This window comes from Burkholderia sp. Bp9143 (genome assembly GCF_003853645.1).
Classification (GTDB): domain Bacteria; phylum Pseudomonadota; class Gammaproteobacteria; order Burkholderiales; family Burkholderiaceae; genus Burkholderia.
On record NZ_QTPO01000044.1, the window covers coordinates 12339 to 36563 of the forward strand.

General features: G+C 67.0%; 24 protein-coding genes. 16 read left to right on the plus strand and 8 right to left on the minus strand.

The features are described 5' to 3' along the window. Window positions 1–6: 6 nt before the first annotated feature. The 4 genes from DIE23_RS28285 to DIE23_RS28300 form a co-directional block, all read right to left on the minus strand. Window positions 7–2364 (minus strand): tetratricopeptide repeat protein, encoded by a 2358-nt coding sequence (locus DIE23_RS28285; protein WP_124615127.1) that lies wholly within the window; start codon window positions 2362–2364, stop codon window positions 7–9. Between the two features lie 299 nt (window positions 2365–2663). Continuing rightward, a complete protein-coding gene (gene fliT / locus DIE23_RS28290; RefSeq protein WP_124615128.1) occupies window positions 2664–2963 on the minus strand; it encodes a flagellar protein FliT in 300 nt (99 codons plus the stop codon). A 20-nt stretch (window positions 2964–2983) separates the two neighbouring features. Then, window positions 2984–4501: a flagellar filament capping protein FliD gene (gene fliD, locus DIE23_RS28295; protein WP_409364259.1), complete on the minus strand. Its 1518-nt coding sequence runs from the start codon at window positions 4499–4501 to the stop codon at window positions 2984–2986. Window positions 4502–4652: 151 nt separating this feature from the next. Then, entirely contained in the window at window positions 4653–6071 is a 1419-nt protein-coding gene (locus DIE23_RS28300; protein WP_124615130.1) for a flagellin, read from the minus strand. Between DIE23_RS28300 and DIE23_RS28305 the strand changes: the two genes are divergently transcribed. Both DIE23_RS28305 and rpsU read left to right on the plus strand, forming a co-directional pair. Then, window positions 6070–6564, plus strand: coding sequence for a hypothetical protein (locus DIE23_RS28305; RefSeq protein WP_124615131.1), 495 nt, complete (start codon window positions 6070–6072; stop codon window positions 6562–6564). The genes DIE23_RS28300 and DIE23_RS28305 overlap by 2 nt on opposite strands. A 24-nt stretch (window positions 6565–6588) precedes the next feature. Beyond that, a complete protein-coding gene (rpsU, locus tag DIE23_RS28310) occupies window positions 6589–6801 on the plus strand; it encodes a 30S ribosomal protein S21 (protein WP_006401410.1) in 213 nt (70 codons plus the stop codon). 296 nt (window positions 6802–7097) lie between these two features. Here the strand turns inward: rpsU and DIE23_RS28315 are convergent, their stop codons facing one another. Then, window positions 7098–7700 (minus strand): DNA-3-methyladenine glycosylase I, encoded by a 603-nt coding sequence (locus tag DIE23_RS28315; RefSeq protein ID WP_124615132.1) that lies wholly within the window; start codon window positions 7698–7700, stop codon window positions 7098–7100. Between the two features lie 141 nt (window positions 7701–7841). Here DIE23_RS28315 and DIE23_RS28320 point away from each other — a divergent pair, with 141 nt between their 5' ends. Further along, window positions 7842–8723: a BadF/BadG/BcrA/BcrD ATPase family protein gene (locus tag DIE23_RS28320; RefSeq protein ID WP_124615133.1), complete on the plus strand. Its 882-nt coding sequence runs from the start codon at window positions 7842–7844 to the stop codon at window positions 8721–8723. A gap of 272 nt (window positions 8724–8995) precedes the next feature. Continuing rightward, window positions 8996–9829 carry a Cof-type HAD-IIB family hydrolase gene (locus tag DIE23_RS28325; protein WP_124615134.1) on the plus strand — a complete coding sequence of 278 codons (834 nt, stop codon included), beginning with the start codon at window positions 8996–8998 and terminating at the stop codon, window positions 9827–9829. 117 nt (window positions 9830–9946) lie between these two features. Here DIE23_RS28325 and aqpZ read toward each other — a convergent pair whose 3' ends face one another. Next, window positions 9947–10687 carry an aquaporin Z gene (gene aqpZ, locus DIE23_RS28330; RefSeq protein WP_124615135.1) on the minus strand — a complete coding sequence of 247 codons (741 nt, stop codon included), beginning with the start codon at window positions 10685–10687 and terminating at the stop codon, window positions 9947–9949. Window positions 10688–10986: 299 nt separating this feature from the next. Between aqpZ and DIE23_RS28335 the strand changes: the two genes are divergently transcribed. Beyond that, window positions 10987–11283 carry an H-NS histone family protein gene (locus tag DIE23_RS28335; RefSeq protein ID WP_006489320.1) on the plus strand — a complete coding sequence of 99 codons (297 nt, stop codon included), beginning with the start codon at window positions 10987–10989 and terminating at the stop codon, window positions 11281–11283. Window positions 11284–11381: 98 nt separating this feature from the next. On the opposite strand, the gene DIE23_RS28340 is transcribed toward DIE23_RS28335, so the two are convergent. Together DIE23_RS28340 and DIE23_RS28350 are read right to left on the minus strand one after the other, a co-directional pair. Further along, the gene (locus DIE23_RS28340; RefSeq protein WP_124615136.1) at window positions 11382–12446 is read right to left on the minus strand and encodes a glycosyltransferase family 4 protein; all 1065 of its coding nucleotides are present in this window, start codon (window positions 12444–12446) and stop codon (window positions 11382–11384) included. A 232-nt stretch (window positions 12447–12678) separates the two neighbouring features. Beyond that, the gene (locus tag DIE23_RS28350; protein WP_124615137.1) at window positions 12679–13065 is read right to left on the minus strand and encodes a hypothetical protein; all 387 of its coding nucleotides are present in this window, start codon (window positions 13063–13065) and stop codon (window positions 12679–12681) included. 48 nt (window positions 13066–13113) lie between these two features. Between DIE23_RS28350 and flhD the strand changes: the two genes are divergently transcribed. The 11 genes from flhD to DIE23_RS28405 all read left to right on the plus strand — a co-directional run bounded on the left by flhD (window position 13114) and on the right by DIE23_RS28405 (window position 24196). After that, a complete protein-coding gene (gene flhD, locus DIE23_RS28355; RefSeq protein WP_260433658.1) occupies window positions 13114–13434 on the plus strand; it encodes a flagellar transcriptional regulator FlhD in 321 nt (106 codons plus the stop codon). A gap of 94 nt (window positions 13435–13528) precedes the next feature. After that, window positions 13529–14083, plus strand: a complete 555-nt coding sequence (gene flhC / locus DIE23_RS28360; protein ID WP_124500307.1) for a flagellar transcriptional regulator FlhC — start codon at window positions 13529–13531, stop codon at window positions 14081–14083. 171 nt (window positions 14084–14254) lie between these two features. Beyond that, window positions 14255–15115 (plus strand): flagellar motor stator protein MotA, encoded by an 861-nt coding sequence (gene motA, locus DIE23_RS28365; protein ID WP_124486860.1) that lies wholly within the window; start codon window positions 14255–14257, stop codon window positions 15113–15115. Between the two features lie 13 nt (window positions 15116–15128). Further along, window positions 15129–16148, plus strand: a complete 1020-nt coding sequence (gene motB / locus DIE23_RS28370) for a flagellar motor protein MotB (protein WP_124615139.1) — start codon at window positions 15129–15131, stop codon at window positions 16146–16148. A 24-nt stretch (window positions 16149–16172) separates the two neighbouring features. After that, window positions 16173–16550, plus strand: coding sequence for a response regulator (locus DIE23_RS28375; RefSeq protein ID WP_124615140.1), 378 nt, complete (start codon window positions 16173–16175; stop codon window positions 16548–16550). Window positions 16551–16583: 33 nt separating this feature from the next. After that, window positions 16584–18809 (plus strand): chemotaxis protein CheA, encoded by a 2226-nt coding sequence (cheA, locus tag DIE23_RS28380; protein WP_124615141.1) that lies wholly within the window; start codon window positions 16584–16586, stop codon window positions 18807–18809. A 48-nt stretch (window positions 18810–18857) separates the two neighbouring features. After that, window positions 18858–19373, plus strand: coding sequence for a chemotaxis protein CheW (gene cheW / locus DIE23_RS28385; RefSeq protein ID WP_124615142.1), 516 nt, complete (start codon window positions 18858–18860; stop codon window positions 19371–19373). Between the two features lie 37 nt (window positions 19374–19410). Beyond that, window positions 19411–21360: a methyl-accepting chemotaxis protein gene (locus DIE23_RS28390; protein ID WP_124615143.1), complete on the plus strand. Its 1950-nt coding sequence runs from the start codon at window positions 19411–19413 to the stop codon at window positions 21358–21360. A 3-nt stretch (window positions 21361–21363) separates the two neighbouring features. Next, a complete protein-coding gene (locus tag DIE23_RS28395; protein WP_124615144.1) occupies window positions 21364–22350 on the plus strand; it encodes a CheR family methyltransferase in 987 nt (328 codons plus the stop codon). Continuing rightward, window positions 22347–23108, plus strand: a complete 762-nt coding sequence (cheD, locus tag DIE23_RS28400) for a chemoreceptor glutamine deamidase CheD (protein WP_124615145.1) — start codon at window positions 22347–22349, stop codon at window positions 23106–23108. The genes DIE23_RS28395 and cheD overlap by 4 nt, the downstream gene beginning before the upstream one ends. Further along, window positions 23105–24196, plus strand: a complete 1092-nt coding sequence (locus DIE23_RS28405; protein ID WP_124615146.1) for a chemotaxis response regulator protein-glutamate methylesterase — start codon at window positions 23105–23107, stop codon at window positions 24194–24196. Before cheD ends, DIE23_RS28405 begins: the two co-directional genes overlap by 4 nt. The last annotated feature ends 29 nt before the right edge of the window (window positions 24197–24225 follow it).

Below are 24225 nucleotides of genomic sequence, written 5' to 3' on the forward strand. Positions count from 1 at the left end.
TGGCAGTTACGCGGGTTGTGCCACGCCGGGCGCCACGCTGGCGTCGTGTTCGTCGCTCGTGGGCATCGCATCGAACGGCGCGGGCGGTGCGCCGGCACACCAGCGGCGCCACATCGTGCGTAGTGCGGCCGACAGCCCCGCCGCGACGATTTCTGGCCGGAACATCGGCGATGCGGCGCTGCGTTGACGCAGCGTGCTGCGCACGTCGGCAAGCGCGAGCAGGTTGTTCGACCAGTCGACGCCAATGCGCACGAAGTCGTCGCGGTCGCGCGCGACGAATGCGTCGAGCCCCGCATGCGGTTGCCCCATGACGCCGCCGCGGCTGGCAGCGGTCGCGCCGGGCAGCGTGATCGTCGGAACGCCCATCCACATGGCGTGCAGCGTCGTGGTGCCGCCCGCGTACGGGAACGTATCGAGACAGATGTCGACGTGATGATGCTGCTGCAGATAGGCCGCGAGCGGTGCGCGCGGGCGGAAGTCGAGCCTGTCGGGGGCGATGCCTTCGGCCGCGAACCATGCGCCGACGCCCCCGTCGCTGCCGTCCTCGGGCATGCCGGCGATCAGCATTCGCGCATTCGGCACCGCCTTCAGGAGTTCAGACCAGAGCGCGATCACCTCCGGGTGCATTTTGTTCAGGCGGTTGAAGCTGCCAAACGTGACGTGACCGTTGCGGAACGCCGGGAGCAGGTTCACGGGCGGTGCGGATTCCGTCAGCCGGAATGGCGCGATTGCCGGCAGATGGACGACCTTCTCGGTGAACTGGGCCTCGATCTCGCCGCGCGGCACGAGGTGGCGGTCGGCAAGATAGTAGTCCATCGCGGCAAGCCCGGTCGTGCCCGGGTAGCCGATCCAGCTCGCCTGCACGGGCGCCGGCTTGCGCGCAAAGGTCATCAGGCGGTTGCGCGCGGTATGGCCGGACAGGTCGATCAGGATGTCGATGCCGTCGGCGCGGATCTTTTCCGCCAGCGCTTCGTCGGTCATGCCCCATACCGAATGCCAGTGCGCGACGTGGCTGCGCATCCGCTGCGTGGTCGCGTCTTCGATCGTGAAGTTGTAGTAGACGTGGAGAATCAGGCGTTCCTCGCGCGCAAGTTCGGCGAGCACCGGCTCGAACAGCGTCGCGACCGCGTGATGGAACAGGTCCGCGGAAACGAAGCCTACCTTGAGCGGCCGCTGCGGGTCGCGCGGGCTGTCGTGGCGTGGCCAGTGCGGGCGCAGCGGCGTCCCCCACTGCTCGCCGAAGCGGCGATGCTGCTCGAACAGTGTCTTGCCATCGATCTCCGGATTGTGGGTCAGGGAGAACAGCAGGTTGTGGAAGGCGCACGCGTTGTTCGGCTGGCAGTCGAGCGCGTGCCGGAAGCAGGCTTCCGCATCCAGGGTGCGGCCTTGGTCGGAAAGCACGACCCCGAGCGTGTTGTGCATTTCGCCGATCCGGGGCGCGAGTTCCGCTGCGCGCCGGCAATGGGTTTCGGCGTCGGCGGCGCGGCCGCGCGCGAGCAGCGTCATACCGAGGATACGGTGTGCATCCGCGTATTCCGGCGTGAGTTCGATTGCGCGGCTGCACAGCCTTTCCGCTTCGTCCAGCGCACCTTTCATGCGCAGGATGTCGGCGAGTGTCGTGGCGACCAGGCTATCGTCGCGGGACAGGCCGAGCGCCCGGCGCAGCGGCGGAATGGCGTCGTCGTAGCGGCCTTTCGCGTGCAATGCGATGCCGACGGCGCGCCATCCGACCGGATCGTCCGGGAAGCGTTGGGTGAACGACTGGGCGAGGACGAGCGCATCGTCGATTCGACCGCTGTCATAGATCCGGTTCAGCTCGTCGACCTGCCTCTGGCTCGGCGCTTTCGCGCGCTTGCGCGGGTCGAAATCCGGACGCGCGGCAACGGCTTCTTTCGTGAATTCCGGCTGCGGCGCCGGCTCGCCCGTGCTCGGTGCGTCCTGCGTCGATTGCGCGGGCCGGGACATCTGATAGATCAGCGTATCGACCGCCGGCCCGTGTAGCCCGCGTTTCTGGGCCATCTCCAGCATCAGCCAGGCGGCATCGGTCTGGCCGGCGCGCCGCAGCGCATCGATGTAGCTGGCCCAGTACTGAAGCTCGTTCGGATTCGCGCCCAGCGCCGTTTCCAGATAGGGCAGCGCATCCTCGTGCCTGCCGCGCTGGATGGCCATCAAGCCGAGGTTGTAGTTGACATCCGCGTGCTGCGGGCGCGCATCGAGCACGATCCTGTAGAGCGCTTCCGCCTCGTCGAACGCACCGCGCCGATGTTCGTCGAGCGCGCTTTGAAGAACGGTCTGCAGATCCGATTCGAACTGGATCTCCTCGGGCAGGAGGATGACCTCGGGCGGGGGCGGAGTGAGCGTCATGAAATCGATGCGCGGAGTGGCGGGATTGAAGCCGATTATGCGGCGGGGCGTGTTTCGCCGAAGGTGCGAGATGAAGCAGAAACACCCGGCTGTTTGAAGGTTCGGTGCGGCGCAGCGGCCCACGCGGCCGAGGGTGCCTCGCGCGCGACCCTGGGCGGCGCCCGGCCCGGTATGGTGGCGCACCCGGCAATAAAAAAGCCCGCACGAAGCGGGCTTGAGGCGAACGAGCGCGCAATGACTTCAGCGCGTATGTATTAGTTGTCTTTTTCGGCCGGGGCGTTGTAGAGAAGCCGCCGGCATCAGATCTGCGCGACTTGCTGATACTGGCTGACCGAGCTGACGCGGCCCAGTGCTTCCTGGTATTCCGCCGACAACTCGGTCCGCGTGATCTGCGCGTTCGCGAACACTGCCGCGTCTGCTGCCTGGATCTTGCGGATCGCATCCAGCACTGCGGGGTCCTGCGTCGACGTCAGCATCGCAAACAGCGGCGAGCGCGCCTCGGCGAGGCGCGCGGCCTCGGGCCAGTCGGCCATCGAGGCGGCATGTTCGATGGCGCGGGTCAGCGATGTCAGGCGTTCGATCAGCGTGGCTTGGTCCATGGCAGTGTTTCCCCGTTTTATCAGCCCTTGTTGGCAGACATCGCACCCTGGCTGTTTGAGCCGCCGAACAGTTGCGTCAGATATTGCTGGTTGTTGTTCATCGTCGCCATCAGCGTATTGAGCGCGGTGAACTGGGCCTGGTACTGGCTCGTGAGCTGCGCGGCATAGGCCGACAGCGCGGTCTGCTGCGTCGAGATGCTCGTCAGGTCCTTGTTGAGCGCGGCGGTGCGCGTCGCGATGATGCCGGTCGAGCTGACGTAAGACGTGATGTCCGTGTTGAGTTGCGCCGCGACGCCCGTGCCGGATGCGAACAGTGTCGTGATGGTCGTCGGGTTGTTCTGCAGCGCGCTGTTCAGCTTCGTCGTGTCCGTCTGCAGCGTGCCATCGGCCTGCAGCGTGATGCCGATCGACGCGAGGCTCGTGCTCGTGTTGCCGCTCCGCACGCCGTTGCTGACGACCGAGCCGAGCGTGTTGCGGATCGTGTTGAGCGTCGAGTCGCCGAGCAGCGGGCCTTGTGCGCTGGCGGACTGCGTCTTGTCGAACGACGAGAGCGTGGTCATCGTCGTGACCAGCGTGTTGTACAGGTTGACGAAATTCGTGATCGCGGTAGCTTGCGACGACGTATCCTTCGCGACCGTCAGCGTTTGCGTCGTACCGACCGCCGCCGACGTCAGGTTGAGCGTCACGCCGCTGATCGCGGTCGTGACCGAGTTGGTCGCGCTGGTGACCGGGATGCCGTTGGTGGCTCCGATGGTGAACGACGCGTTCTGCGCGGCGGTGCTCTGCGTCCATGCGATCGCGCCGGACGAGGTGATCGTCGAGGTGCCCGCGCCCGTGCCGGCGGTCGAGGTCACGCCGAGGCTCGACAGGCCCGCGTCGTTCTGCAGGTTGCCGACCGAAACGTTGATCACGTTCGCGGCGCCCGTCGACGACGAATTCAGCATCAGGTGCGCGTTGCCGCTTGAATCGGTGATGACGGCGGCCGTGACGCCCGGGTTTCCGCTCGCGGAGTTGATGGCTGCGGCGATGCCGGACAGCGTGTTGTTGCTGCCGTCGATCGTGACGTTCATCGACTGGCTGCCGAGGCCGATCGTCAGCGTGCCGGTGCCGAGCGCCTTGGTGGCGTTGAAGCCGCCCGACGTCAGCGATTGCGAGGTCGCGATCTGCGCGACGTTGATCGAATAGCTGCCGGCGGCCGCGCCGGCGCCTGCGGTCGCGGTCAGGCCGCTGCCGCTGGCCGTCGCGCTGAACTTGGACAGCATCGTGCCGTCCGACAGCGACGAGAGGCCGGCCTGCAGTGCCGACAGTGCCGAACTCAGCGTGCCGAGCGCGGAAATCTGCGTCTTGTCCGACGTCTGCTTCGCGGTCAGCGCTCCCGACTGGCCGGCGGTCTTTGCGTTGACGAGTGCCGTCACCAGCGAGTTGACATCCATCGACGAGTTGCCGGTCGAGCCGCTGATGATCGACTGTGCGGCTTGCTGAAGGGCGGAGTTGGCGCTCGTGGAGGTGGAAGTGGTCGAGACGCCGGTCGTGGAAATCGTGGACATGGTGAGGCCCCGTTTGTTTCGGATTCTTTACGGTGTGTCGCCTGTCGGCGAATCGCGGGCGGCGCGGGCCACCCGCGAGGTAAACGTCGCGCTCCGCGCGCGGCGTGAAGCGTGCCGTGCGCGGAGCGTCGTCGGGCGATGCTTAGCCCAGCAGCTTCAGCACTTGCTGCGGCAGCGAGTTCGCTTGCGCGAGCACCGAGATGCCGGCTTGCTGCAGCACTTGCGCCTTCGACAGGTTAGCCGTTTCTTGCGCGAAGTTGGCGTCCTGGATTTGCGATTGCGCTTGCGACAGGTTGGTCGACTGAGCTTGCTGCGTCGTGGCGATTGCCGTGAAACGGTTCTGCACCGCACCCAGCTGTGCCTGGATGTTGTTCACCGTGGCGAGCGCGTTGTCGATCGTTTCCATCGCCTGGTTTGCACCGAGGCTCGTGCTGACGTTGACGTTCGCAACCGTGCTCAGCTGGTTGTTGGTGTCGATCGTCGCGAACTGGCTCGTCGGAGCCGTCGCGAACGCGATGGTCGAGCCTGCCGGTGCGGTACCCGCCGTGACGTTGAACAGGCCGGTGGCTGCGCCGGAGCTGAGCGTCTTGCCGTTCTGGTCGGCGAACGTGAAGCCGCCGCTGCCGTCCGACTTGATGGTGACCGACGTGATCGCGCCAGCCGTGCCAACCGCCACGTCGAGGCCCGTCGAGCCGCTGACGTTGATACCCTGGATCGTGCCGAGCACGACGCCTGCCGCGGTCGGCGGCGTCGCTGCGTTAGCGGTCGAAATGCCCGAGAGCTGCGTCGCCGGATCGAGTGCGCTGCCGGCCTTTGCCGACAGCGTCATTGCGCCGCCCGTGCCAGCCGCCGTGACGAACAGTGCCGTAGTGGCCGTCGACGACAGCGCCTGGTTGTTCTGGTCGGTGTACGTGAAGCCACCCTTGCCGTCTGCCAGCACGTTGATCTGCGTGATCGCCGGCGTCGCGCCTGCTGCCGTTGCCGCGCCTGCGGACGTCAGGCTCAGGCCCGTGAACGAACCCAGGACGTTGCCCGCTTGTGCGAGGCCGCCGCCGAGCGACGCTGCCGACAGGCTTTGCGTCAGGTTCAGGCTCATCGACTGGCCGACGTTCGCGCCGACCTGGAAGTTCACCACGCCTGCCGAACCGTCGAGAATGTTCTTGCCGTTGTACGTCGTTTGCGACGCGATACGGTTCACTTCGGAGATTTGCTGCGAAACTTCCTGTTGCAGTGCTGCCTGGTCGCTCGACGACAGCGAGCCGCTCGATGCTTGCACGGCCAGCTGGCGAATACGCTGCAGGCTGTTGGTCAGCGACGACAGTGCGCTCGATGCGGTCTGGATCATCGACACGCCGTCGTTCGCGTTCGACACACCCTGGTTCAGGCCGTTGACCTGCGTTTGCATCCGGGTCGAAATCGCGAGACCTGCTGCGTCGTCCGCTGCGCTGTTGATGCGCTTGCCCGACGACAGGCGGGTGATTGCTTGCGACAGTGCGCTCTGCGAGCCGTTGAGGTTCTGTTGAGCAACCAGCGAGTTGATGTTGCTATTGATTCCGAGCATGGAAATTCTCCTGTTTGAGCCGAAAGCCCTGGAAAGCCGTTTTGGCGTCGGCGGAAGCACTCGTTCATTGCTGGCCGCCTCAGAGCAGGATTTCGGCGCACCAAAACAAAACTTGAGGGGTGCGTTGAGATTCGGCCCGATTTTTTATCCATCTTTGTCATTTCGAACGGGCCGGGCGCGACGCGCGATCGGCGGGGCCGGAGCGCGGCCCGGCCACGCAGTCGTTCGCCTGTGCACACGCAACCGACAAAAGGGTGGTTTTGTCTGTGATTCCCTGCTATCATGGCGGGCTGAATTGAGATTTCTGTCACGTCCGTGCCGTTTTCGGCATGTCTGCTGGCAGTCAAACGCGGCGCTGCACGCGGCTGTGAAGCGTACTCGCGGTGCTTTCCGCCTCTCTTTTCCGGCCTCCGAGGCCGTATTTCCGCTCGTTTCGCCTGTTGTGGGGACGCCCGGATGGCCGGTGCGTGGCGCTTGGCCGCTACGTTTTTGACCGTTTAAGCAATTTAGGAACGACATGACGACGATTCTTCTGAAGGAAAACGAGCCGTTCGAAGTGGCGATTCGCCGCTTTCGCCGTGCTATCGAAAAAAATGGCCTGATCGCTGAACTGCGCGAACGCCAGTCGTACGAAAAGCCGACCGCAGTCCGCAAGCGCAAGAAGGCAGCAGCCGTCAAGCGCCTGCACAAGCGCCTGCGCAGCCAGATGCTGCCGAAGAAGCTCCACTAAGAGCGTCTACGGTTTGCCGCGAAACGGCGGAGCGTGCTTCGAAAGAAGCCGCTCCGCCGTTTCGCTTTTCGGGGCTGGAAAACGTTGCGAATCGCGGCGGGGAAGGTGGTCGATCGAGCGTCAGGCGATGGCATCGTGGTTCCGCCGGCGGCCAGCGGGTAAGGCTGCTGGGCCTTTTCACCCGGAAATCGATCTGCGCGGCACGAACTCGCCGTGCGCGGTACTCGCCGACGCACCGACGCGCCGACGCATCGGTGCGGAAAGCCGGCCGGACGGGCCGGGCGGATTCGGCGCCGTCAGCCGGCCTTGCGTTGCCGCGCGGGCTGCTTGCCGCCGAGCGTTGCGCATTGCGCATGGCACGGGCAGCCGACCTCGTGGTCGTTGACCATCCCGGTTGCCTGCATCAGCGCATAGCAGATCGTCGAGCCGACGAACTTGCAGCCGTATTCCTTCAGCGCCTTGCTGAGCGCATCCGACTGGGCGGTTGACGCGGGCGCGTCGCGATACGACTGCCATGCGTTCTGGACCGGCGTGTGGTCGACGAACGACCACAGGAATTGCGCGAGCGACCCGTGTTCGTCGCGAATGCGCTGCACGGCCCGTGCATTGGTGACCGCGGATTCCACCTTCGCGCGATTGCGCACGATGCCGGGGTTCTCCAGCAGTTTCTCGATGCGCTTCGGCGTGAAGCGCGCGACCGCGTCGACATCGAAGTCGGCGAACGCTTCGCGATAGCCGGCGCGCTTGTTCAGGATCGTCGACCACGACAGCCCCGCCTGCGCGCCTTCCAGAATCAGCATTTCGAACAGATGGCGATCGTCATGCGACGGCACGCCCCACTCGGTATCGTGATAGTGAGCATCCGCTTCCGTCTTTACCCAGTTGCACCGCTGCGACATCGTCAGCCCCGTTCCAGTGTCGATTCGATCGTGCCAGCATAACGGAAGGCCCATTCACGGCATAGCTGGCCGAACGGCAGATGGGCGCGCGGCGCCGATCCGGTTAAGCTTGGCGCCTGTTCGAATCAGCAGGATCAACGCATGACGGCATTCCTTTTTGCGATCGGCATCGACGGCGGCGGCACCGGCACCCGTGCGGTACTGGCCGACCGGCACGGGCGCGAGCTCGCGCAGGGGCGCGGCGGCCCGTCGGGGCTCGGCCTCGGTATCGAGCGCGCATGGGCATCGATCGGCGCGGCCTGTGCCGACGCATTCACGCGGGCGGGGCTCGCGTTCGACTGGTCGCAGTGCGCGCTCGGCTGCGGGCTCGCGGGCGTCAACAATGGCGCGTGGCTTGCCGCGTTCCGCGCGCAGGCGCCGCTTGACGCGCTCGCGATCGAGAGCGACGCCTATACGACCGTCGTCGGTGCGCACGGCGGCGCGCCGGGGCTCATCGTCGCGCTCGGGACGGGCAGCATCGCGGCGGCGCTCGACGCGGCGGGCGACTGCCGTATAGCGGGCGGCTTCGGCTTTCCGTCCGGTGATGAGGCGAGCGGCGCGTGGCTCGGCATGCGCGCGCTTGCGTACGCACAGCAGGCGCTCGACGGCCGCGCGCCGCGCGACGCGTTCGCCGACGCGCTGCTCGCGGAAACGGGTGTGCACGATCGCGACGCGCTCGTCCAGTGGTCGTGTGATGCGAACCAGACGATCTACGCGCGTCTCGCGCCGATCGTGTTCGCGTACCGCGACCATCCTTATGCGGCGGCGCTGATCGCGCAGGCCGGCGACGAGATCGGCAAGATGATCGACGCGCTCGATCCGCAGCGGGCGCTGCCGGTCGCGCTGTGCGGCGGGCTGGCCGACGCGCTGGCACCGGCCGTGCCGGCACGCCATGCGGCGCGGCTGCGCGCGCCGCTCGATGATTCCGCGCACGGCGCGTTGCGGCTCGCGCTGCAGGCGTTGAGGGCAGCTGACGCGGGGTGAGAGGTTCCAATGGGCGGCATGCGGTGAGCGGGCCGAGCGGGTAAAGCGGGTAAAGCGGGTAAAGCGGGGCGGACAGGGGTGAGCGAGCAAACCAGACCGTGCAGTCTGAGCAGCCCGAGCAGCCTGAACAGGCTGACCCGATCGAACCCGCAACGCGCCGGGGCCGAACGGCCTGAAACCCGCCCCCATTCCCCAACCCCCCCGGCGCGCTGCCGAGCACGAAGTTAAAATGGCGGTTCCGCAGCGCCCTGTGCTGCCATTCACCCGTCCCCATGTACAAAGTCATCGCCACCGATCTCGACGGCACCCTGCTGAACAGCGACCACCAGCTCGATCCGTACACGATCGAGACCGTCCGCCGGCTCGACCGCGACGGCTTGCAGTTCGTGATCGCGACGGGGCGCCACTACGCGGACGTCGCGGGCATCCGCGACGTGCTGGGCATCCGGCCATACCTGATCACGTCGAACGGCGCACGCGTGCATGCGCCGGACGACACGGCGATCCATGCGCAGGACATCGATCCCGCGATCGTCCGCGGCCTCGTGCAGCCGGGCGTGACCGGTGCGCACGGGCGCGTGATCGTCAACCTGTTCACCGACCGCGGCTGGCTGATCGACCGCGATGCGCCGCACCTGCTCGAATTCCACCAGGATTCGGGCTTCCGGTACGACGTGATCGACGTGGCCGCGCACGACGGCGCCGATATCGCGAAGGTGCTGTACATCGGCGAGCCGGCCGATCTGGCGGTGGTCGCGGAGCAGATGCGCGTGCAGTTCGGCGATGCGCTGTACGTCACGTACTCGCTGCCCGACTGTCTCGAAGTGATGGCCGCCAACGTGTCGAAGGGCCGCGCGCTGCGTGCGGTGCTCGCGAGGCTCGGCGTCGATGCCGGCCACTGCATCGCGTTCGGCGACAACATGAACGACATCGACCTGCTCGAAACGGCCGGTCACGCGTTCATGATGAACAACGCAAACCCCGACCTGATCGCGCACCTGCCGTACATCCCGCGGATCGGCAACAACTTCGACGCTGGCGTCGCCCGCCACCTGCGCACGCTGTTCGCGCTCGAGGACACCCTCGACGGCGTCGCCGCTTCCTGAGCGGAAACTGAGCGGAAATGAAAAACGGGCGCCAGCGGCGCCCGTTCAAATTACCTGCCTCGATGTTGTTCGACAGCGTGAGGCTCGCTGTTCTGCTCGCGTGACCCCGTAGCGTTTTTATTCAATAGTGCGAGCGGATGCGGGCAGCAGGCCGACGACATCGTCGCGCCCCGCGATCAGCGGGTAGATGATCCCCGCGATGGCCGCACCGATGATCGGCGCGACCCAGAACAGCCACAGCTGCCCGATCGCCTCGCCGCCCACGAACAGCGCGGGGCCGGTCGAGCGGGCCGGGTTCACCGACGTGTTGGTGACCGGGATCGAGATCAGGTGGATCAACGTCAGGCACAGGCCGATCGCGATCGGCGCGAAGCCGGCCGGCGCGCGCTTGTCGGTGGCGCCGAGAATCACGAACAGAAAGAAGCCCGTCATCACGACTTCGCAGATGAACGCAGCGCCAAGCGAGTAGTGGCCGGGCGAGCGTTCGCCGAAGCCGTTCGTCGCAAAGCCGCTGCCGACGACGTCGAAGCCCGGCTTGCCGGTCGCGATCAGGTACAGCACGAACGCGCCGAGCGTCGCACCGACCACCTGCGCGACGATGTACGGCGCGAGATCGCGTGCCGGGAAGCGGCCGGCGACCGTCAGGCCCACGCTCACAGCCGGATTCAAATGGCAACCCGAAATATGGCCGATCGCGAATGCCATCGTCAGCACGGTCAGGCCGAATGCGAGTGCGACGCCGGCAAAGCCGATGCCGAGGCCCGGAAAGGCGGCGGCCAGCACGGCACTTCCGCACCCGCCAAGCACCAGCCAGAACGTGCCGAATGCCTCTGCAGCCAGACGCTGAGAAAGATTCATGTAAGGACCTCGTTCAAGTGGGTTGAAGACAATCGGACGACCGCCTGCTTTATTCCGTCGTCCCGAATTGGTCTGGATTATAGGAAACGAAACGGCTTCGGGAGGGTCAACGATTGTTAAATTTGAATGGCTGGCGAATGGCTTTTATTAGAATAAGTCCGCATTCTCGATATAGCCGAATCGGTTAAAGATGGCAGCATTAATTTCGAAGAGCAGGGCGGCAGTGCGGATGGCGTAGCGGGTGTTGGCGTTCCGGCCGGACTCGCCGGAGCTGCATCATGGAAAAAGGGAGTCGAAAAATGTCTCAATACGCGAAACTCAAGGCGCAGATCGCCGATCTGCAGGCCCAAGCGGATGACGTGCGTCGCCAGGAAGTGGCGGCGGTGATCGCCGACGTCCAGCGAATGATTGCCGAATATGGCCTGACGGCCCAGGATCTGGGCTTCGCGGAGCGAGCGCGGCGCGGCCGTCCGCCGAAAAAGGCGCCGCTGCCCCCGAAATACCGCGACCCGAAGTCGGGTGCAACCTGGAGCGGGCGCGGCAAGCCGCCGAATTGGATCGTCGGGAAAAACCGCGATCGTTTCCTGATCGAATGAGCGCGCAAAAAGAAAGAGCCGCATCGACTGCGGCTCTTTGGTTTTCCACGCCGATTTCGGCGCGAATTTTACGGGATATTTCCTGACGAATTTCGACGTCAGGCGCCCGCGACGCGACGCAAGGTCGGCTGCTTTGCCGTCGTGCAAAGCGATTCGTAAGTTTCGACATAACGCCGCGCCATCGCTTTCGAGCTGAAACGCGTATCGAAGCGCGCGCGGATCGCGTCGCGCGACAGACTGTCGATCCGGTGCAGCGCACCGACCGCGCCCTGCACGTCCTCGACGATGAAGCCGGTCACGCCGTCCTCGATCACTTCCGGCACCGAGCCGCGGTTGAACGCGACGACCGGCGTGCCGCAGGCCATCGCCTCGATCATCACCAGGCCGAACGGCTCCGGCCAGTCGATCGGGAACAGCAGCGCCTTCGCGCCGGACAGGAACGCCGGCTTCTGCGCCTCGTTGATCTCGCCGATGAACTCGACATGCGCCTCGCCGAGCAGCGGCTCGATCACTTCCTTGAAGTAGTCGGCGTCGGCCTTGTCGACCTTCGCGGCGATCTTCAGCGGCAGCCCGCTTTGCGCGGCGATCCGGATCGCGGTGTCGACCCGCTTTTCGGGACAGATCCGACCGAGGAACGCGAGGTATTCGGGCTTCACGTCCGGCTGCGGCGTGAGCAGTGTGTCGGGCAGCCCGTGATACACGGTGCCGGCCCAGGCGGCCTGCGGCAGCGGCTTGCGCTGGTTGTTCGAGATCGACACGACCGGCGCGTCCGGGAAGGCGTCGAACACCGGCTGCAGCTCCGGCAGGTCGAGGCGGCCGTGCAGCGTCGTCACGTAAGGCGTGTCGAGGCGCGACATCAGCGGAAACGGCAGGTAGTCGAGGTGGAAGTGCAGCACGTCGAATTCATGCGCGACACGGGCGACCTGCTCGATCAGACGCATATGGGGCGCCATCGAGTCCCGGATCGACGGGTCGAGCCGTAGTGCGCGCGGCCATGCCGCCTCAAGACGGGCGGACGTGACGGAGTCGCCGCTCGCGAACAGCGTCACGTCGTGGCCGAGCTCGACGAGCGCCTCGGTGAGGTAGGACACGACACGCTCGGTGCCGCCATAGAGTTTCGGCGGGACGGCTTCGTAAAGGGGCGCGATCTGGGCAATACGCATGGGGCGTTCTCCGGTGTCGACCAGCGGGCGGCGCTCGAGTGCGCATGCTGGTCCGATGCAGGGTTGCGGAACTCGCCGACGCACGCTGTCTGCGGTACGTGGCCGGGTCCGTGGCGCAGTGCGCGGGACCCCGGGCGGCAAGCTGCGGGGCGGGCCGGCGCGGCTCCCGCCGCTGCCCAGTGGAGTCCATTATCGATATCGCCTTCAGGGGTTCGAGTGTTTTTTCAAACACTTAAGGCTTGTTACACCATGAAATACGCGAAAACCCCGACAAAAAGGGTGCGGAAACATAAAACGAGATAGCCACAACTATTGTTGCGCTATCGTGAAAAACCACTATAATTTTTACCGATTCACTTTCCGGCAGCCTTGCCGGATGGCTTTCAGCCGGATTCGTCCCATGCGGGACCGCATCGTCGACGAATTCGCGCCACATTCGCCCCGCTGTTTGCTCCCTTTCAATCCGCTTTGTCGGAAAAATTCCTACACGGTTTACAGACAAATCCTGCATGGCATACGCCACTTCGCTGATACCGGCATAAATGCCGTTTGGCCAAAATTCGCCCTGTAAGACTATAAACGTGCCGACGGTGCGCGCTGAGTGCGCCTGATCGAGCAAACGTTTTCATAATGAAAGGCCAAAGCAAAGCTCTTTAACGGGGGAATCATGAGCGCCACCAGCGAAATGCTCAGTGAGATCAAAGAGGTGAACCTGTCGTACCTCCTCCTCGCGCAGCGCCTGCTGCGGGAAGACAAGGCGATGGGCATGTTCCGCATGGGAGTTTCCCAGGAACTGGCCGATGTGCTCGCGAACCTCACGCTCGCCCAGACCGTGAAGCTCGCCGCGTCGAACCAGATGTTGTGCCGTTTCCGCTTCGACGATCACGCGTTGCTGTCGTCGCTCGCCGACAAGGGTCGCAGCGACGTCGTCACGCACGCACACTCGGCCATCCTGATGGCCGGCCAGCCGGCCGAAAGCGTCCGCTGATCCTTCCCCGCCTTGCGTTCGTCCCGGCGCGCCGCGCCGGCTGGCGGCGTATTGGCCACTCATCCGAACCACGTCAAGCGGACGGTTATTCACCATGGCAAGCAAAAGCGTCGTGATCGAGGTGAAGGAAATCACCCTCGCCATCGAACTGATCGAACTGGGCGCCCGGCTGCAACTGCTGGAGGCGGAGACGAGCCTGTCGCGCGACCGCCTGATCAAGCTGTACAAGGAACTGAAGGGCGCGTCGCCGCCGAAGGGGATGCTGCCGTTCTCGACCGACTGGTTCATGACGTGGCAGCCGAACATCCACTCGTCGCTGTTCTACAACATCTACCGGTTCATGCAGGACCATGGCCGTTGCGAGCCGATCCAGTCGATCGTGAAGGCGTACCGGCTCTATCTGGAGCACGTGAACCTGTCCGGCGACGAGGCCGCGCTGAGTCTCACGCGCGCGTGGACGCTGGTGCGCTTCTTCGACTCGGGGATGCTGCAGATGACCCCGTGCACGCGCTGCGGCGGCCATTTCGTCGCGCATGCGCATGATCCGCATCAAGGTTTCGTGTGCGGCCTGTGCCAGCCGCCGTCGCGCGCGGGCAAGACCCGCAAGGCGGCCGCCGCGCGCGCCGAGCTGGCGGCCGCCGCGGCCTGAACGCCGCCGGGCGGGGGCGAGCGGGAGCCGGACGGCTGCCGCGCGAACTGGCCGGAGCCTGCTGGTAAACACCGCCGCACCGCCGCGGCGCGATCGCGAAAGTTTTCCTGCCGACTGCCGTAAACCTGATTAACGGCGGTCTCCCCGCCGGTCATTCGTGAGGGACAGGCAGTGCTGATTATCGTGGGAACACTCGTGACGCTGTTGTCCGTCTTCGGCGGTTACGCGCTGGCAGGCGGGCATCTGGGCGCATTGGTCCAGCCGCTCGAGATCCTGATGATCGCTGGCGCGGGTGTCGGCGCGTTCATCCTCGGCAACGGCATGAAGACCATCAAGGCGACGCTGCGTGTGCTGCCGACGCTCTTCAAGGGCTCGAAGTACACCAAGGACGTCTATATGGAGCTGATGGCGCTCCTGTACGTGCTGCTCGCGAAGGCGCGCAAGGAAGGCACGCTGACGCTCGAGGCCGACATCGACGATCCGGACAAGAGCCCGATCTTCACGCAATACCCGAAGATCCTCGCCGATCGCCACATCGTCGAATTCCTGACCGACTACCTGCGCCTGATGGTGGGCGGCAACATGAACGCGTTCGAGATCGAGAGCCTGATGGACGAGGAGATCGAGACGCACCACGCGGAAGGCGAAGGCCCCGCGCACGCGCTGATGCGCGTCGGCGACGCGATGCCGGCGTTCGGGATCGTCGCGGCCGTGATGGGCGTCGTGCACACGATGGCGTCGGCCGACAAGCCGCCCGCGGTGCTCGGCGCGATGATCGCGCAGGCGCTGGTCGGCACGTTCCTCGGGATCCTGCTGTCGTACGGGCTGATCGGGCCGCTCGCGAGCCTCGCGGAGCAGCGCGTCGCCGAGTCGACCAAGATGTTCCAGTGCATCAAGGTGACGATCCTCGCGAGCCTGAACGGCTATGCGCCGGCGATCGCGGTCGAGTTCGGCCGCAAGGTGCTGTTCTCGACCGAGCGTCCGTCGTTCACCGAGCTCGAAGAGCATGTGCGCCGCGTGAAGGCGAAGTGACGCGGAGCGTTCGATGAGCAAGAACAAGGATCGCGCGATCGTGGTGAAACGGGTGGCCCCGCAGAAGAAGGGCCACCACGGCGGTGCATGGAAGCTCGCCTACGCGGACTTCATGACCGCGATGATGGCGTTCTTCCTGCTGATGTGGCTGCTGAGCTCGGTCACGCCGGTGCAGCTGAAGGGGATCGCCGAGTACTTCAACACGCCGCTGAAGGCCGCGCTGTTCGGCAGCGGCGATCGCAACTCGCAGGATTCGAGCATCATCAACGGCGGCGGCCGCGACCTGTCGAGCGTCGACGCCGGCACGCTGCGCCGCACCGACGGCACGACGTCGCTCGCCGATCGCGTCGCGAAGGCGGGCGACGAGCATACGCGGTCGCAGGCGCAGGGCGCGCAGGACCGGCTCGAGCAGACGCGCCTGCACGACCTGCAGATCAAGCTGATGGCCGCGATCGAGGCGAATCCGACGCTGCGCCAGTTCAAGCAGCAGATCCGCATCGATTCGACGCTGATGGGGCTGCGCATCGAGATCGTCGATACGCAGAAGCGGCCGATGTTCGCGATGTCGAGCGATCACGTCGAGCCGTACATGCGCGACATCCTGCGCGAGATCGGCAAGACGCTGAACGACGTGCCGAACCGGATCATCGTCCAGGGCCACACCGACGCGGTGCCGTACGCGGGCGGCGAGGGCGGCTACAGCAACTGGGAGCTGTCGGCCGACCGGGCGAACGCGTCGCGCCGCGAGCTGATCGCGGGCGGCATGGACGAGGCGAAGGTGCTGCGCGTGCTCGGCCTCGCGTCGACGCAGAACCTGAACAAGGCCGATCCGCTCGATCCGGAAAACCGCCGGATCAGCGTGATCGTGCTGAACCGCAAATCCGAAGACGCGCTGATGCGCGACGACGCGACGACCACGACGCTGTCGGCCGACGCGGCGGGCTCGAAGCTGCTGGCCCAGCAGCTCGGCGGCCCGGCGCCGGTCGCGCGACCGGCGCTCGCGAGTGCCGTCGCCGTGGCGCCGAAACCCTGACGTTTCCAAGATTCCGAGACAGACATGATCCGAACCATTCTCGCCATCGACGACTCCGCGACCATGCGCGCGCTGCTGCAGGCGACGCTTGCGCAGGCAGGCTACGACGTGACGGTGGCGCCGGACGGCGAAGCCGGCTTCGACATGGCGGCCACGGTGCCGTACGACCTGGTGCTGACCGACCAGAACATGCCGCGCAAGAACGGGCTCGAGGTGATCGCCGCGCTGCGCAAGCTGACGGCGTACGCGGACACGCCGATTCTCGTCCTGACAACCGAAGGCAGCGATGCCTTCAAGAACGCCGCGCGCGACGCGGGCGCGACCGGCTGGATCGAAAAGCCGATCGACCCGGCCGTGCTGGTCGACCTGGTCGCGACGCTGTCCGAGCAGACCGCCTCCTGACATGAACGCGACGAATCCAACCGGTGACCGGGCATGACTCTCGACATCACGCAGTTCTACCAGACCTTTTTCGACGAAGCGGACGAGTTGCTCGCGCAGATGGAGCAGTTGCTGCTGAACCTCGACGTCGGCTCGCCCGACCCCGAGGACCTGGCCGCGATCTTCCGCGCCGCGCATTCGATCAAGGGCGGCGCGGCGACATTCGGCTTTTCCGCGCTGACCGAGACGACCCACATCCTCGAGTCGCTGCTCGACCGCGCGCGCAACCATGAGCTGACGCTGACCAAGGAAATGGTCGACGCGTTCCTCGAGACCAAGGACGTGCTGTCCGACCAGCTGGTCGACTATCGCGCGAGCGCGGAACCGGATGCGGCGGCTGCCGCGACGATCTGCGCGAAGCTCGAGCGCCTGAAGGCCGAGAGCGGCGCGGGTGCGCCCGCGGACGTCGCGCCTGCCGCGCCGGCCGTGGAGATGGCACCGGCGCCAGCCGCTGGCGACGGCGATCGCGCGCCCGATCACGTGGTCGAACAGGCCGTCGCGGCCGCGCATCCGGCGGCCGATGCGGGCATGGACGGTCCGCACCTGAAGATCACGCTCGTCGGCGTCGACGTCAACGACCAGGCGCTGCTCACCGAGGAACTCGGCAATCTCGGCCGGGTCGTCGGCCGCGAGGAAGCGGGCGCCGACCTGACGCTGTGGCTCGAATCGGACGTGTCGTCCGACGACATCGTCGCCGTGTGCTGCTTCGTGATCGACGACAGCCAGATCCGCATCGCGCGCGGTACCGCGCCGGCTGCGCCTGCCGCTACGCCGGCCGCCGCCGAACCTGCCACCGTCGAGCCGACCGCCGCGCCCGAACCGGCCGCGCGGGTCGAGGTATTCGCGCAAGCCGCCGGTGCCGCGCCGGCCGCCGCCGCGCCGCAGCCGAGCGCCGCCGCGCAACCGGCGCCGCAACCGCACGCCGAACCCGCCGCGCAACCCGCCGCGCAACCGGCCCAGGCCGCCGCGCACCACGACGACAAGCGTCCGCGCCCGGCCGCCGCCGCATCGGGCGCCGAAGGCAGCTCGATCCGCGTCGGCGTTGAAAAGGTCGACCAACTGATCAACCTGGTCGGCGAGCTCGTGATCACGCAGGCGATGCTCGCGGAAACCGCGAGCGCGTTCGATCCGGCGCTGCACGACCGCCTGTTCAACGGGATGGCGCAGCTGGAGCGCAACGCGCGCGACCTGCAGGAAGCGGTGATGTCGATCCGCATGATGCCGATGGACTACGTGTTCAGCCGCTTCCCGCGGCTCGTGCGCGACCTGGCCGGCAAGCTCGGCAAGCAGGTCGAGCTCGTCACGTTCGGCCAGGCGACCGAGCTCGACAAGAGCCTGATCGAGCGGATCATCGACCCGCTCACGCACCTCGTGCGCAACAGCCTCGACCACGGGATCGAGACGGTCGACAAGCGCGTCGCCGCCGGCAAGGACGGGGTCGGCCAGCTCGTGCTGTCGGCCGCGCATCACGGCGGCAACATCGTGATCGAGGTCAGCGACGACGGCGCGGGCCTGAACCGCGAACGCATTCTCGCGAAGGCCGCGAAGCAGGGCATGCAGGTGTCCGACACCATCAGCGACGACGAAGTCTGGCAGCTGATCTTCGCGCCGGGCTTCTCGACCGCCGAGACGGTGACCGACGTGTCGGGCCGCGGCGTCGGGATGGACGTCGTGAAGCGCAACATCCAGTCGATGGGCGGCCACGTCGAGATCACGTCGCAGGCCGGCCGCGGCACGACCACGCGGATCGTGCTGCCGCTCACGCTCGCGATCCTCGACGGGATGTCGGTGAAGGTCGGAAGCGAGATCTTCATCCTGCCGCTGAACTTCGTGATGGAGTCGCTGCAGCCGTCGAACGACGACATCTACACGGTCGGCAACGGCGAGCGCGTGGTGCGCGTGCGCGGCGAGTACCTGCCGCTCGTCGCGCTGCACGAGGTGTTCTCGGTCGAGGACGCGCGCACCGACCCGACCCAGGGGATCGTCACGATCATGGAAACCGAGGGGCGCCGCTTCGCGATGCTGATCGACGAGCTGGTCGGCCAGCAGCAGGTGGTCGTGAAGAACCTCGAAACGAACTACCGCAAGGTGCACGGCATCTCGGCGGCGACCATTCTCGGCGACGGCAGCGTCGCGCTGATCGTCGACGTCGCGGCGCTGAACCGCGAAACCCGTGCGACGCACGGCGCCCGAGCCGGCGCCGAGCTCGCGATCTTCTGACTCTCGCCATTCAACCGATTGGGGGCAAACGTGTCTGCTGAAGTCCAAATGATCAATCCGGCCGCGGCGAACGCGGCCACCAGCCGCCGCGCCGCCGAGCACGGCGATGCGACGGGCCAGGAGTTCCTCGTCTTCACGCTCGGCGACGAGGAATACGGGATCGACATCCTGAAGGTGCAGGAAATCCGCGGCTACGACAGCGTCACGCGCATCGCGAACGCGCCGGACTTCATCAAGGGCGTGATCAACCTGCGCGGGATCATCGTGCCGATCGTCGACATGCGGATCAAGTTCCATCTCGGCCGCGTCGAGTACGACCACCAGACCGTCGTGATCATCCTGAACGTGTCGAACCGCGTGGTCGGGATGGTGGTCGACGGCGTGTCGGACGTGCTGACGCTGCAGACGGACCAGATCATGCCGGCGCCGGAATTCGGCGCGACGCTGACGACCGAGTACCTGACGGGCCTCGGCACGGTCGACGGCCGGATGCTGATCCTGATGGACATCGAGAAGCTGATGTCGAGCCGGGAAATGGCGCTGATCGAGTCGCTCGGCGCATAAGTGCGCCGCGCACGCAGGAACTTCGGGAGAATCTGCAATGTTGCATAACTGGTCGATCCGCACGACGCTCACGGCGGTCGGACTCATTCTCGTGTGCCTGGCCGCCGCGGTCGGCGGGCTCGGCCTCTACGCGCTCAATCAGGCGAGCCGCTCGCTCGACGAGATCGCGCACGTCGACCTGCCGGCGATCCACACGCTCGACGACACGTCGGCGTACCTGCTGCGCGCGCGCGTGTCGCTCGACCGCTTCCGCTCGCTGACCGAGGCCGGCAACACGGCCGATGCCGCCAAGGTGCTCGACCGCGCGCAGGAGCTGTACGCGAAGTCGAACCAGAACTGGCAGGCGTTCCAGTCCACGCCGAAGCTCGGCGTCGAGCAGGCGCTCGTCGACGAGCTCGCCGCGCGCTACGCGACGATCGTGAAGGAAGGCGTCGAGCCGGAATTCGCGGCCGCGCGCGCGGGCGACATGGCGGCCTATCACGCGATCGCCGACACGAAGATCAGCCCGATGTTCGTCGCGTACGACCAGGCGGCATCGGCCGTGATCGCGTCGCTGCAGAAGCGCGCGGAAGATCGCCAGACCGCGACGCAGTCGCAGATCTCGGTGATGATCGGCCTGATCGCGGCCGGCATCGCGATCGCGTTCGTCGTCGTGATCGCGATCCGCTTCGCGCTGCGCGGACTGATCGTGAAGCCGCTGGAGGACGCGATCGCGCACTTCGAGCGCATCGCCGGCGGGGACCTCACGCAGCCGGTGAACGTGTTCAGCACCAACGAGATCGGGCGCCTGTTCGGCGGCATCAAGCGGATGCAGGACGCCGTGACGACGATGGTGCAGGCCGTGCATCGCGGCACCGAGTCGATCGACGTCGGCGCGCGCGAGATCTCGACCGGCAACACCGACCTGTCGCAGCGCACCGAGGAGCAGGCGGCGTCGCTGCAGGAAACCGCATCGAGCATGGAGCAGCTGACCGGCACCGTGCGGCAGAACGCGGAGAACGCGCGGCAGGCGAGCCAGCTCGCGGTGAACGCGTCCGACATCGCGACGCAGGGCGGTGACGTGGTCGGCCAGGTCGTGTCGACGATGCAGGACATCGCGGCGAGCTCGGGCAAGGTCGTCGACATCATCGGCACGATCGAAGGCATCGCGTTCCAGACCAACATCCTCGCGCTGAACGCGGCGGTCGAAGCCGCGCGTGCGGGCGAGCAGGGCCGCGGCTTCGCGGTGGTCGCGGGCGAAGTGCGCTCGCTCGCGCAGCGCAGCGCGAGCGCCGCGAAGGAAATCAAGCAGCTGATCGGCGATTCGGCCGAGAAGGTCGACAGCGGGTCGGCGCTCGTCGCGCGGGCCGGTTCGACGATGGACGAGATCGTGCAGGCCGTGCGCCGCGTGACCGACATCATGGGCGAGATCAGCGCCGCGTCGGACGAGCAGTCGACCGGCATCGAGCAGGTCAATCGCGCGGTCGGCCAGATGGATGCGGTCACGCAGCAGAACGCGGCGCTCGTCGAGCAGGCCGCGGCGGCGGCCGCGTCGCTCGAGGAGCAGACGCGCCAGATGAAGTCGGTCGTGTCTGCGTGGCGCGTCGCGGGCGGCATCGTGCTCGCGCCGGCGCGCGGCGCAGCAGGCCCGGCCGCGCACGCACCGGCGCCGGCGTTGCCGTCGGAGCGCCGTCACGAAGCCGCGCCGGCCGCACTGCCGGCACCGCAGGCTGCCGCGCACCCGGCACGCCGCGCCGCGCCCGCGCCGGCGCCGCATGCCGCGGCACCGGCCGCGAGCCACGAGGCGAAGCGCGCGACGGATGCTGCTGCACGCGCATCGAAGGACGCGCCGGCCGCGGGCGGCTACGGCCCGCGTCTCGCGAAGGCTGCCGCCGCACCGGCGCACAAGCCGGCGGAGAAGCCCGCCCTGGTGCGCCCCGCGCTGAACGGCGAGAAGCCGGCGCTGGCGGCCGCCGGCACGTCCGATGACGACTGGGAGACCTTCTAAGCCATGCCGTCCGCGCGCGCACCGTTTCGACCCGATGCACCGGATGCCTCGCCCCGCGCGGGCGAGCCGGGGCGCGACTTCGCGTTTACCAGCGCGGATTTCGCACGCATCCGCGCGCTGATTCATCAACGCGCGGGCATCTCGCTGTCCGAGCACAAGCGTGACATGGCATACAGCCGGCTGGCACGCCGGCTGCGCGCACGCGGCCTCGACACGTTCCGCGACTACCTCGACCTGCTCGAGCAGGAGGACGATCCGCTCGAGTGGGAAGCGTTCACCAACGCGCTGACGACGAACCTGACCGCGTTCTTCCGCGAGTCGCACCACTTCCCGATCCTGGCCGACTTCGTGAAGGGGCGCGCGGCGCCCGTGTCGGTGTGGTGCTCGGCGGCGTCGACCGGCGAGGAGCCGTACTCGATCGCGATCACGCTGATCGAGGCGCTCGGCGAGTCGGCCGCGCGCGGCGCGTCGATCCTCGCGACCGACCTCGACACGCAGGTGCTCGCGAAGGCCGAGGCCGGCATCTATACGATCGACCAGGTCAAGCACCTGAGCCCGGAGCGGCTCAAGCGCTTCTTCCTGAAGGGCACCGGCGCGCAGGCCGGCCGCGTGAAGGTGCGCCCGGAGCTGCGCGCGATGATCCGCTTCGAGCAGCTGAACCTGACCGATGCCGACTACGGGATCGCGAAGCCGTTCGACGCGATCTTCTGCCGCAACGTGATGATCTATTTCGACAAGCCGACGCAGGGGCAGGTGCTGTCGCGCTTCGAGCCGCTCGTGAAGCCGGGCGGGCTGCTGTTCGCCGGGCATTCGGAGAATTTCACCTACGTCTCGCAGGCGTTCCGGCTGCGCGGGCAGACGGTGTACGAACTGACGCGCGATGCCGCGCCGGGCCTGCGCGCGCGCGGCGCGGCGCCGGCCGCGGCGGTGCCGCCGCGCCCCCATGCGCGTGCCGCGGGCGCCGCACCCGCTTACGGAGAACGCGGATGAGCGCGCTGCCGATCGCCACCAATCGCTACTTCGACAACCACTTCGAACGCCCCGGCGTGAAGCTGCTGCCGAACGAGTTCTACACGACGTCCGAGGACATGGTGCTGATGACCGTGCTCGGCTCGTGCGTCGCCGCGTGCCTGCACGACCCGTTCGCGGGCATCGGCGGAATGAATCACTTCATGCTGCCCGACGACGGCGCCGACGCCGGCGCGGCCGCATCGGAGTCGATGCGCTACGGCGCGTACGCAATGGAAGTGCTGATCAACGAACTGATCAAGGCCGGCGGGCGCCGTGAGCGCATCGAGGCGAAGGTGTTCGGCGGCGCGGCCGTGCTGGCGGGGATGACGACCATCAACATCGGCGACCGCAACGCGGATTTCGTACGCCGCTATCTGGCGCTCGAACGCATCCGCATCACCGCGGAGGATCTGCAGGGCGTGCATCCGCGCAAGGTCGCGTTCATGCCGCGCACCGGCCGCGCGATGGTGAAGAAACTGCGGCTGCAGGTGCCGGGCGTGACCGAGCGCGAAGCCGCGCTGGCGAGCGAGGCCGACCGCGTGCGCGCCGCCCGGACGCGCGCGCACGTCGAGCTGTTCGCGGCGAAGCGGCCGGCCGCGCCGCCGCCGGCACGCCCTCGCATCGAGCTGTTCGGCGCACGCGGCGGCGCAGGCGCGCAGGCGACGAACGCGAGGGCCGGCAGCCCGAGCGCCGGCAGCCCGTATGCGGCCAACCTTTCGAGAAAGCAGGAGGCATGACCGCAGTGCAGAAGATCAAAGTGTTGTGCGTCGACGACTCGGCGCTGATCCGTAGCCTGATGACGGAGATCATCAACAGCCAGCCCGACATGACGGTGTGCGCGACCGCGCCCGATCCGCTCGTCGCGCGCGAGCTCATCAAGCAGCACAACCCGGACGTCCTGACGCTGGACGTCGAAATGCCGCGCATGGACGGGCTCGATTTCCTCGAGAAGCTGATGCGCCTGCGGCCGATGCCGGTCGTGATGGTGTCGTCGCTGACCGAGCGCGGCTCCGAGATCACGCTGCGCGCGCTCGAACTCGGCGCGGTGGATTTCGTCACGAAGCCGCGCGTCGGGATTCGCGACGGCATGCTCGACTACGCGGAAAAGCTCGCGGACAAGATCCGCGCGGCGTCGCGCGCCCGCGTGCGCCAGGCGCCGCAGCCGCAGGCCGCCGCGCGCACCGCGAGCGGCCAGCCGGCCGCGCCGATGGTCAACAACCCGCTCGTCAGTACCGAGAAGCTGATCATCATCGGCGCATCGACGGGCGGCACCGAGGCGATCCGCGAGGTGCTGACGCCGCTGCCGCCGGATGCGCCGGCGGTGCTGATCGCGCAGCACATGCCGCCCGGCTTCACGAAGTCCTTCGCGCAGCGGCTGAACGGCCTGTGCCGGATCGCGGTGAAGGAAGCCGAGCACGGCGAGCGGGTGCTGCCGGGCCATGCGTACATCGCGCCGGGCCATGCGCACCTGTTGCTCGCGCGCAGCGGCGCGAACTACATCGCGCAGTTGTCCGACGAGCCGCCGGTGAACCGTCACCGGCCGTCGGTCGACGTGCTGTTCCGCTCGGCGGCTCAGCACGCGGGCAAGAACGCGATCGGCGTGATCCTCACGGGGATGGGCCGCGACGGTGCGGCCGGCCTGCTGGACATGAAGCGCGCGGGCGCCCACACGTTCGCGCAGGACGAGGCGAGCTGCATCGTGTTCGGGATGCCGCGCGAGGCGATCGCGCTCGGCGGCGCGGACGAGATCGCGCCGCTTGCCGAGATGAGCCGGCGCGTGATGGCGCGACTGGCGACGATGGGCGACCGCGTGCAACGCGTCTGAATGAAATGTCACGGGGCACGTGCGAAGCT

Excerpts from the sequence above, each read along its gene's own strand:
- flhC (WP_124500307.1), top strand. The coding sequence starts at position 13,529 with ATGGCAAGCAAAAGCGTCGTGATCGAGGTGAAGGAAATCACCCTCGCC.
- DIE23_RS28320 (WP_124615133.1), top strand. The coding sequence starts at position 7,842 with ATGACGGCATTCCTTTTTGCGATCGGCATCGACGGCGGCGGCACCGGC.
- DIE23_RS28305 (WP_124615131.1), top strand. The coding sequence starts at position 6,070 with ATGGAAATTCTCCTGTTTGAGCCGAAAGCCCTGGAAAGCCGTTTTGGC.
- cheD (WP_124615145.1), top strand. The coding sequence starts at position 22,347 with ATGAGCGCGCTGCCGATCGCCACCAATCGCTACTTCGACAACCACTTC.
- fliT (WP_124615128.1), bottom strand. The coding sequence starts at position 2,963 with ATGGACCAAGCCACGCTGATCGAACGCCTGACATCGCTGACCCGCGCC.
- DIE23_RS28375 (WP_124615140.1), top strand. The coding sequence starts at position 16,173 with ATGATCCGAACCATTCTCGCCATCGACGACTCCGCGACCATGCGCGCG.
- DIE23_RS28285 (WP_124615127.1), bottom strand. The coding sequence starts at position 2,364 with ATGACGCTCACTCCGCCCCCGCCCGAGGTCATCCTCCTGCCCGAGGAG.
- DIE23_RS28315 (WP_124615132.1), bottom strand. The coding sequence starts at position 7,700 with ATGTCGCAGCGGTGCAACTGGGTAAAGACGGAAGCGGATGCTCACTAT.
- cheA (WP_124615141.1), top strand. The coding sequence starts at position 16,584 with ATGACTCTCGACATCACGCAGTTCTACCAGACCTTTTTCGACGAAGCG.
- flhD (WP_260433658.1), top strand. The coding sequence starts at position 13,114 with ATGAGCGCCACCAGCGAAATGCTCAGTGAGATCAAAGAGGTGAACCTG.
- DIE23_RS28405 (WP_124615146.1), top strand. The coding sequence starts at position 23,105 with ATGACCGCAGTGCAGAAGATCAAAGTGTTGTGCGTCGACGACTCGGCG.
- DIE23_RS28335 (WP_006489320.1), top strand. The coding sequence starts at position 10,987 with ATGTCTCAATACGCGAAACTCAAGGCGCAGATCGCCGATCTGCAGGCC.
- DIE23_RS28390 (WP_124615143.1), top strand. The coding sequence starts at position 19,411 with ATGTTGCATAACTGGTCGATCCGCACGACGCTCACGGCGGTCGGACTC.
- motB (WP_124615139.1), top strand. The coding sequence starts at position 15,129 with ATGAGCAAGAACAAGGATCGCGCGATCGTGGTGAAACGGGTGGCCCCG.
- DIE23_RS28325 (WP_124615134.1), top strand. The coding sequence starts at position 8,996 with ATGTACAAAGTCATCGCCACCGATCTCGACGGCACCCTGCTGAACAGC.
- rpsU (WP_006401410.1), top strand. The coding sequence starts at position 6,589 with ATGACGACGATTCTTCTGAAGGAAAACGAGCCGTTCGAAGTGGCGATT.
- cheW (WP_124615142.1), top strand. The coding sequence starts at position 18,858 with ATGATCAATCCGGCCGCGGCGAACGCGGCCACCAGCCGCCGCGCCGCC.
- DIE23_RS28300 (WP_124615130.1), bottom strand. The coding sequence starts at position 6,071 with ATGCTCGGAATCAATAGCAACATCAACTCGCTGGTTGCTCAACAGAAC.
- DIE23_RS28395 (WP_124615144.1), top strand. The coding sequence starts at position 21,364 with ATGCCGTCCGCGCGCGCACCGTTTCGACCCGATGCACCGGATGCCTCG.
- DIE23_RS28340 (WP_124615136.1), bottom strand. The coding sequence starts at position 12,446 with ATGCGTATTGCCCAGATCGCGCCCCTTTACGAAGCCGTCCCGCCGAAA.
- aqpZ (WP_124615135.1), bottom strand. The coding sequence starts at position 10,687 with ATGAATCTTTCTCAGCGTCTGGCTGCAGAGGCATTCGGCACGTTCTGG.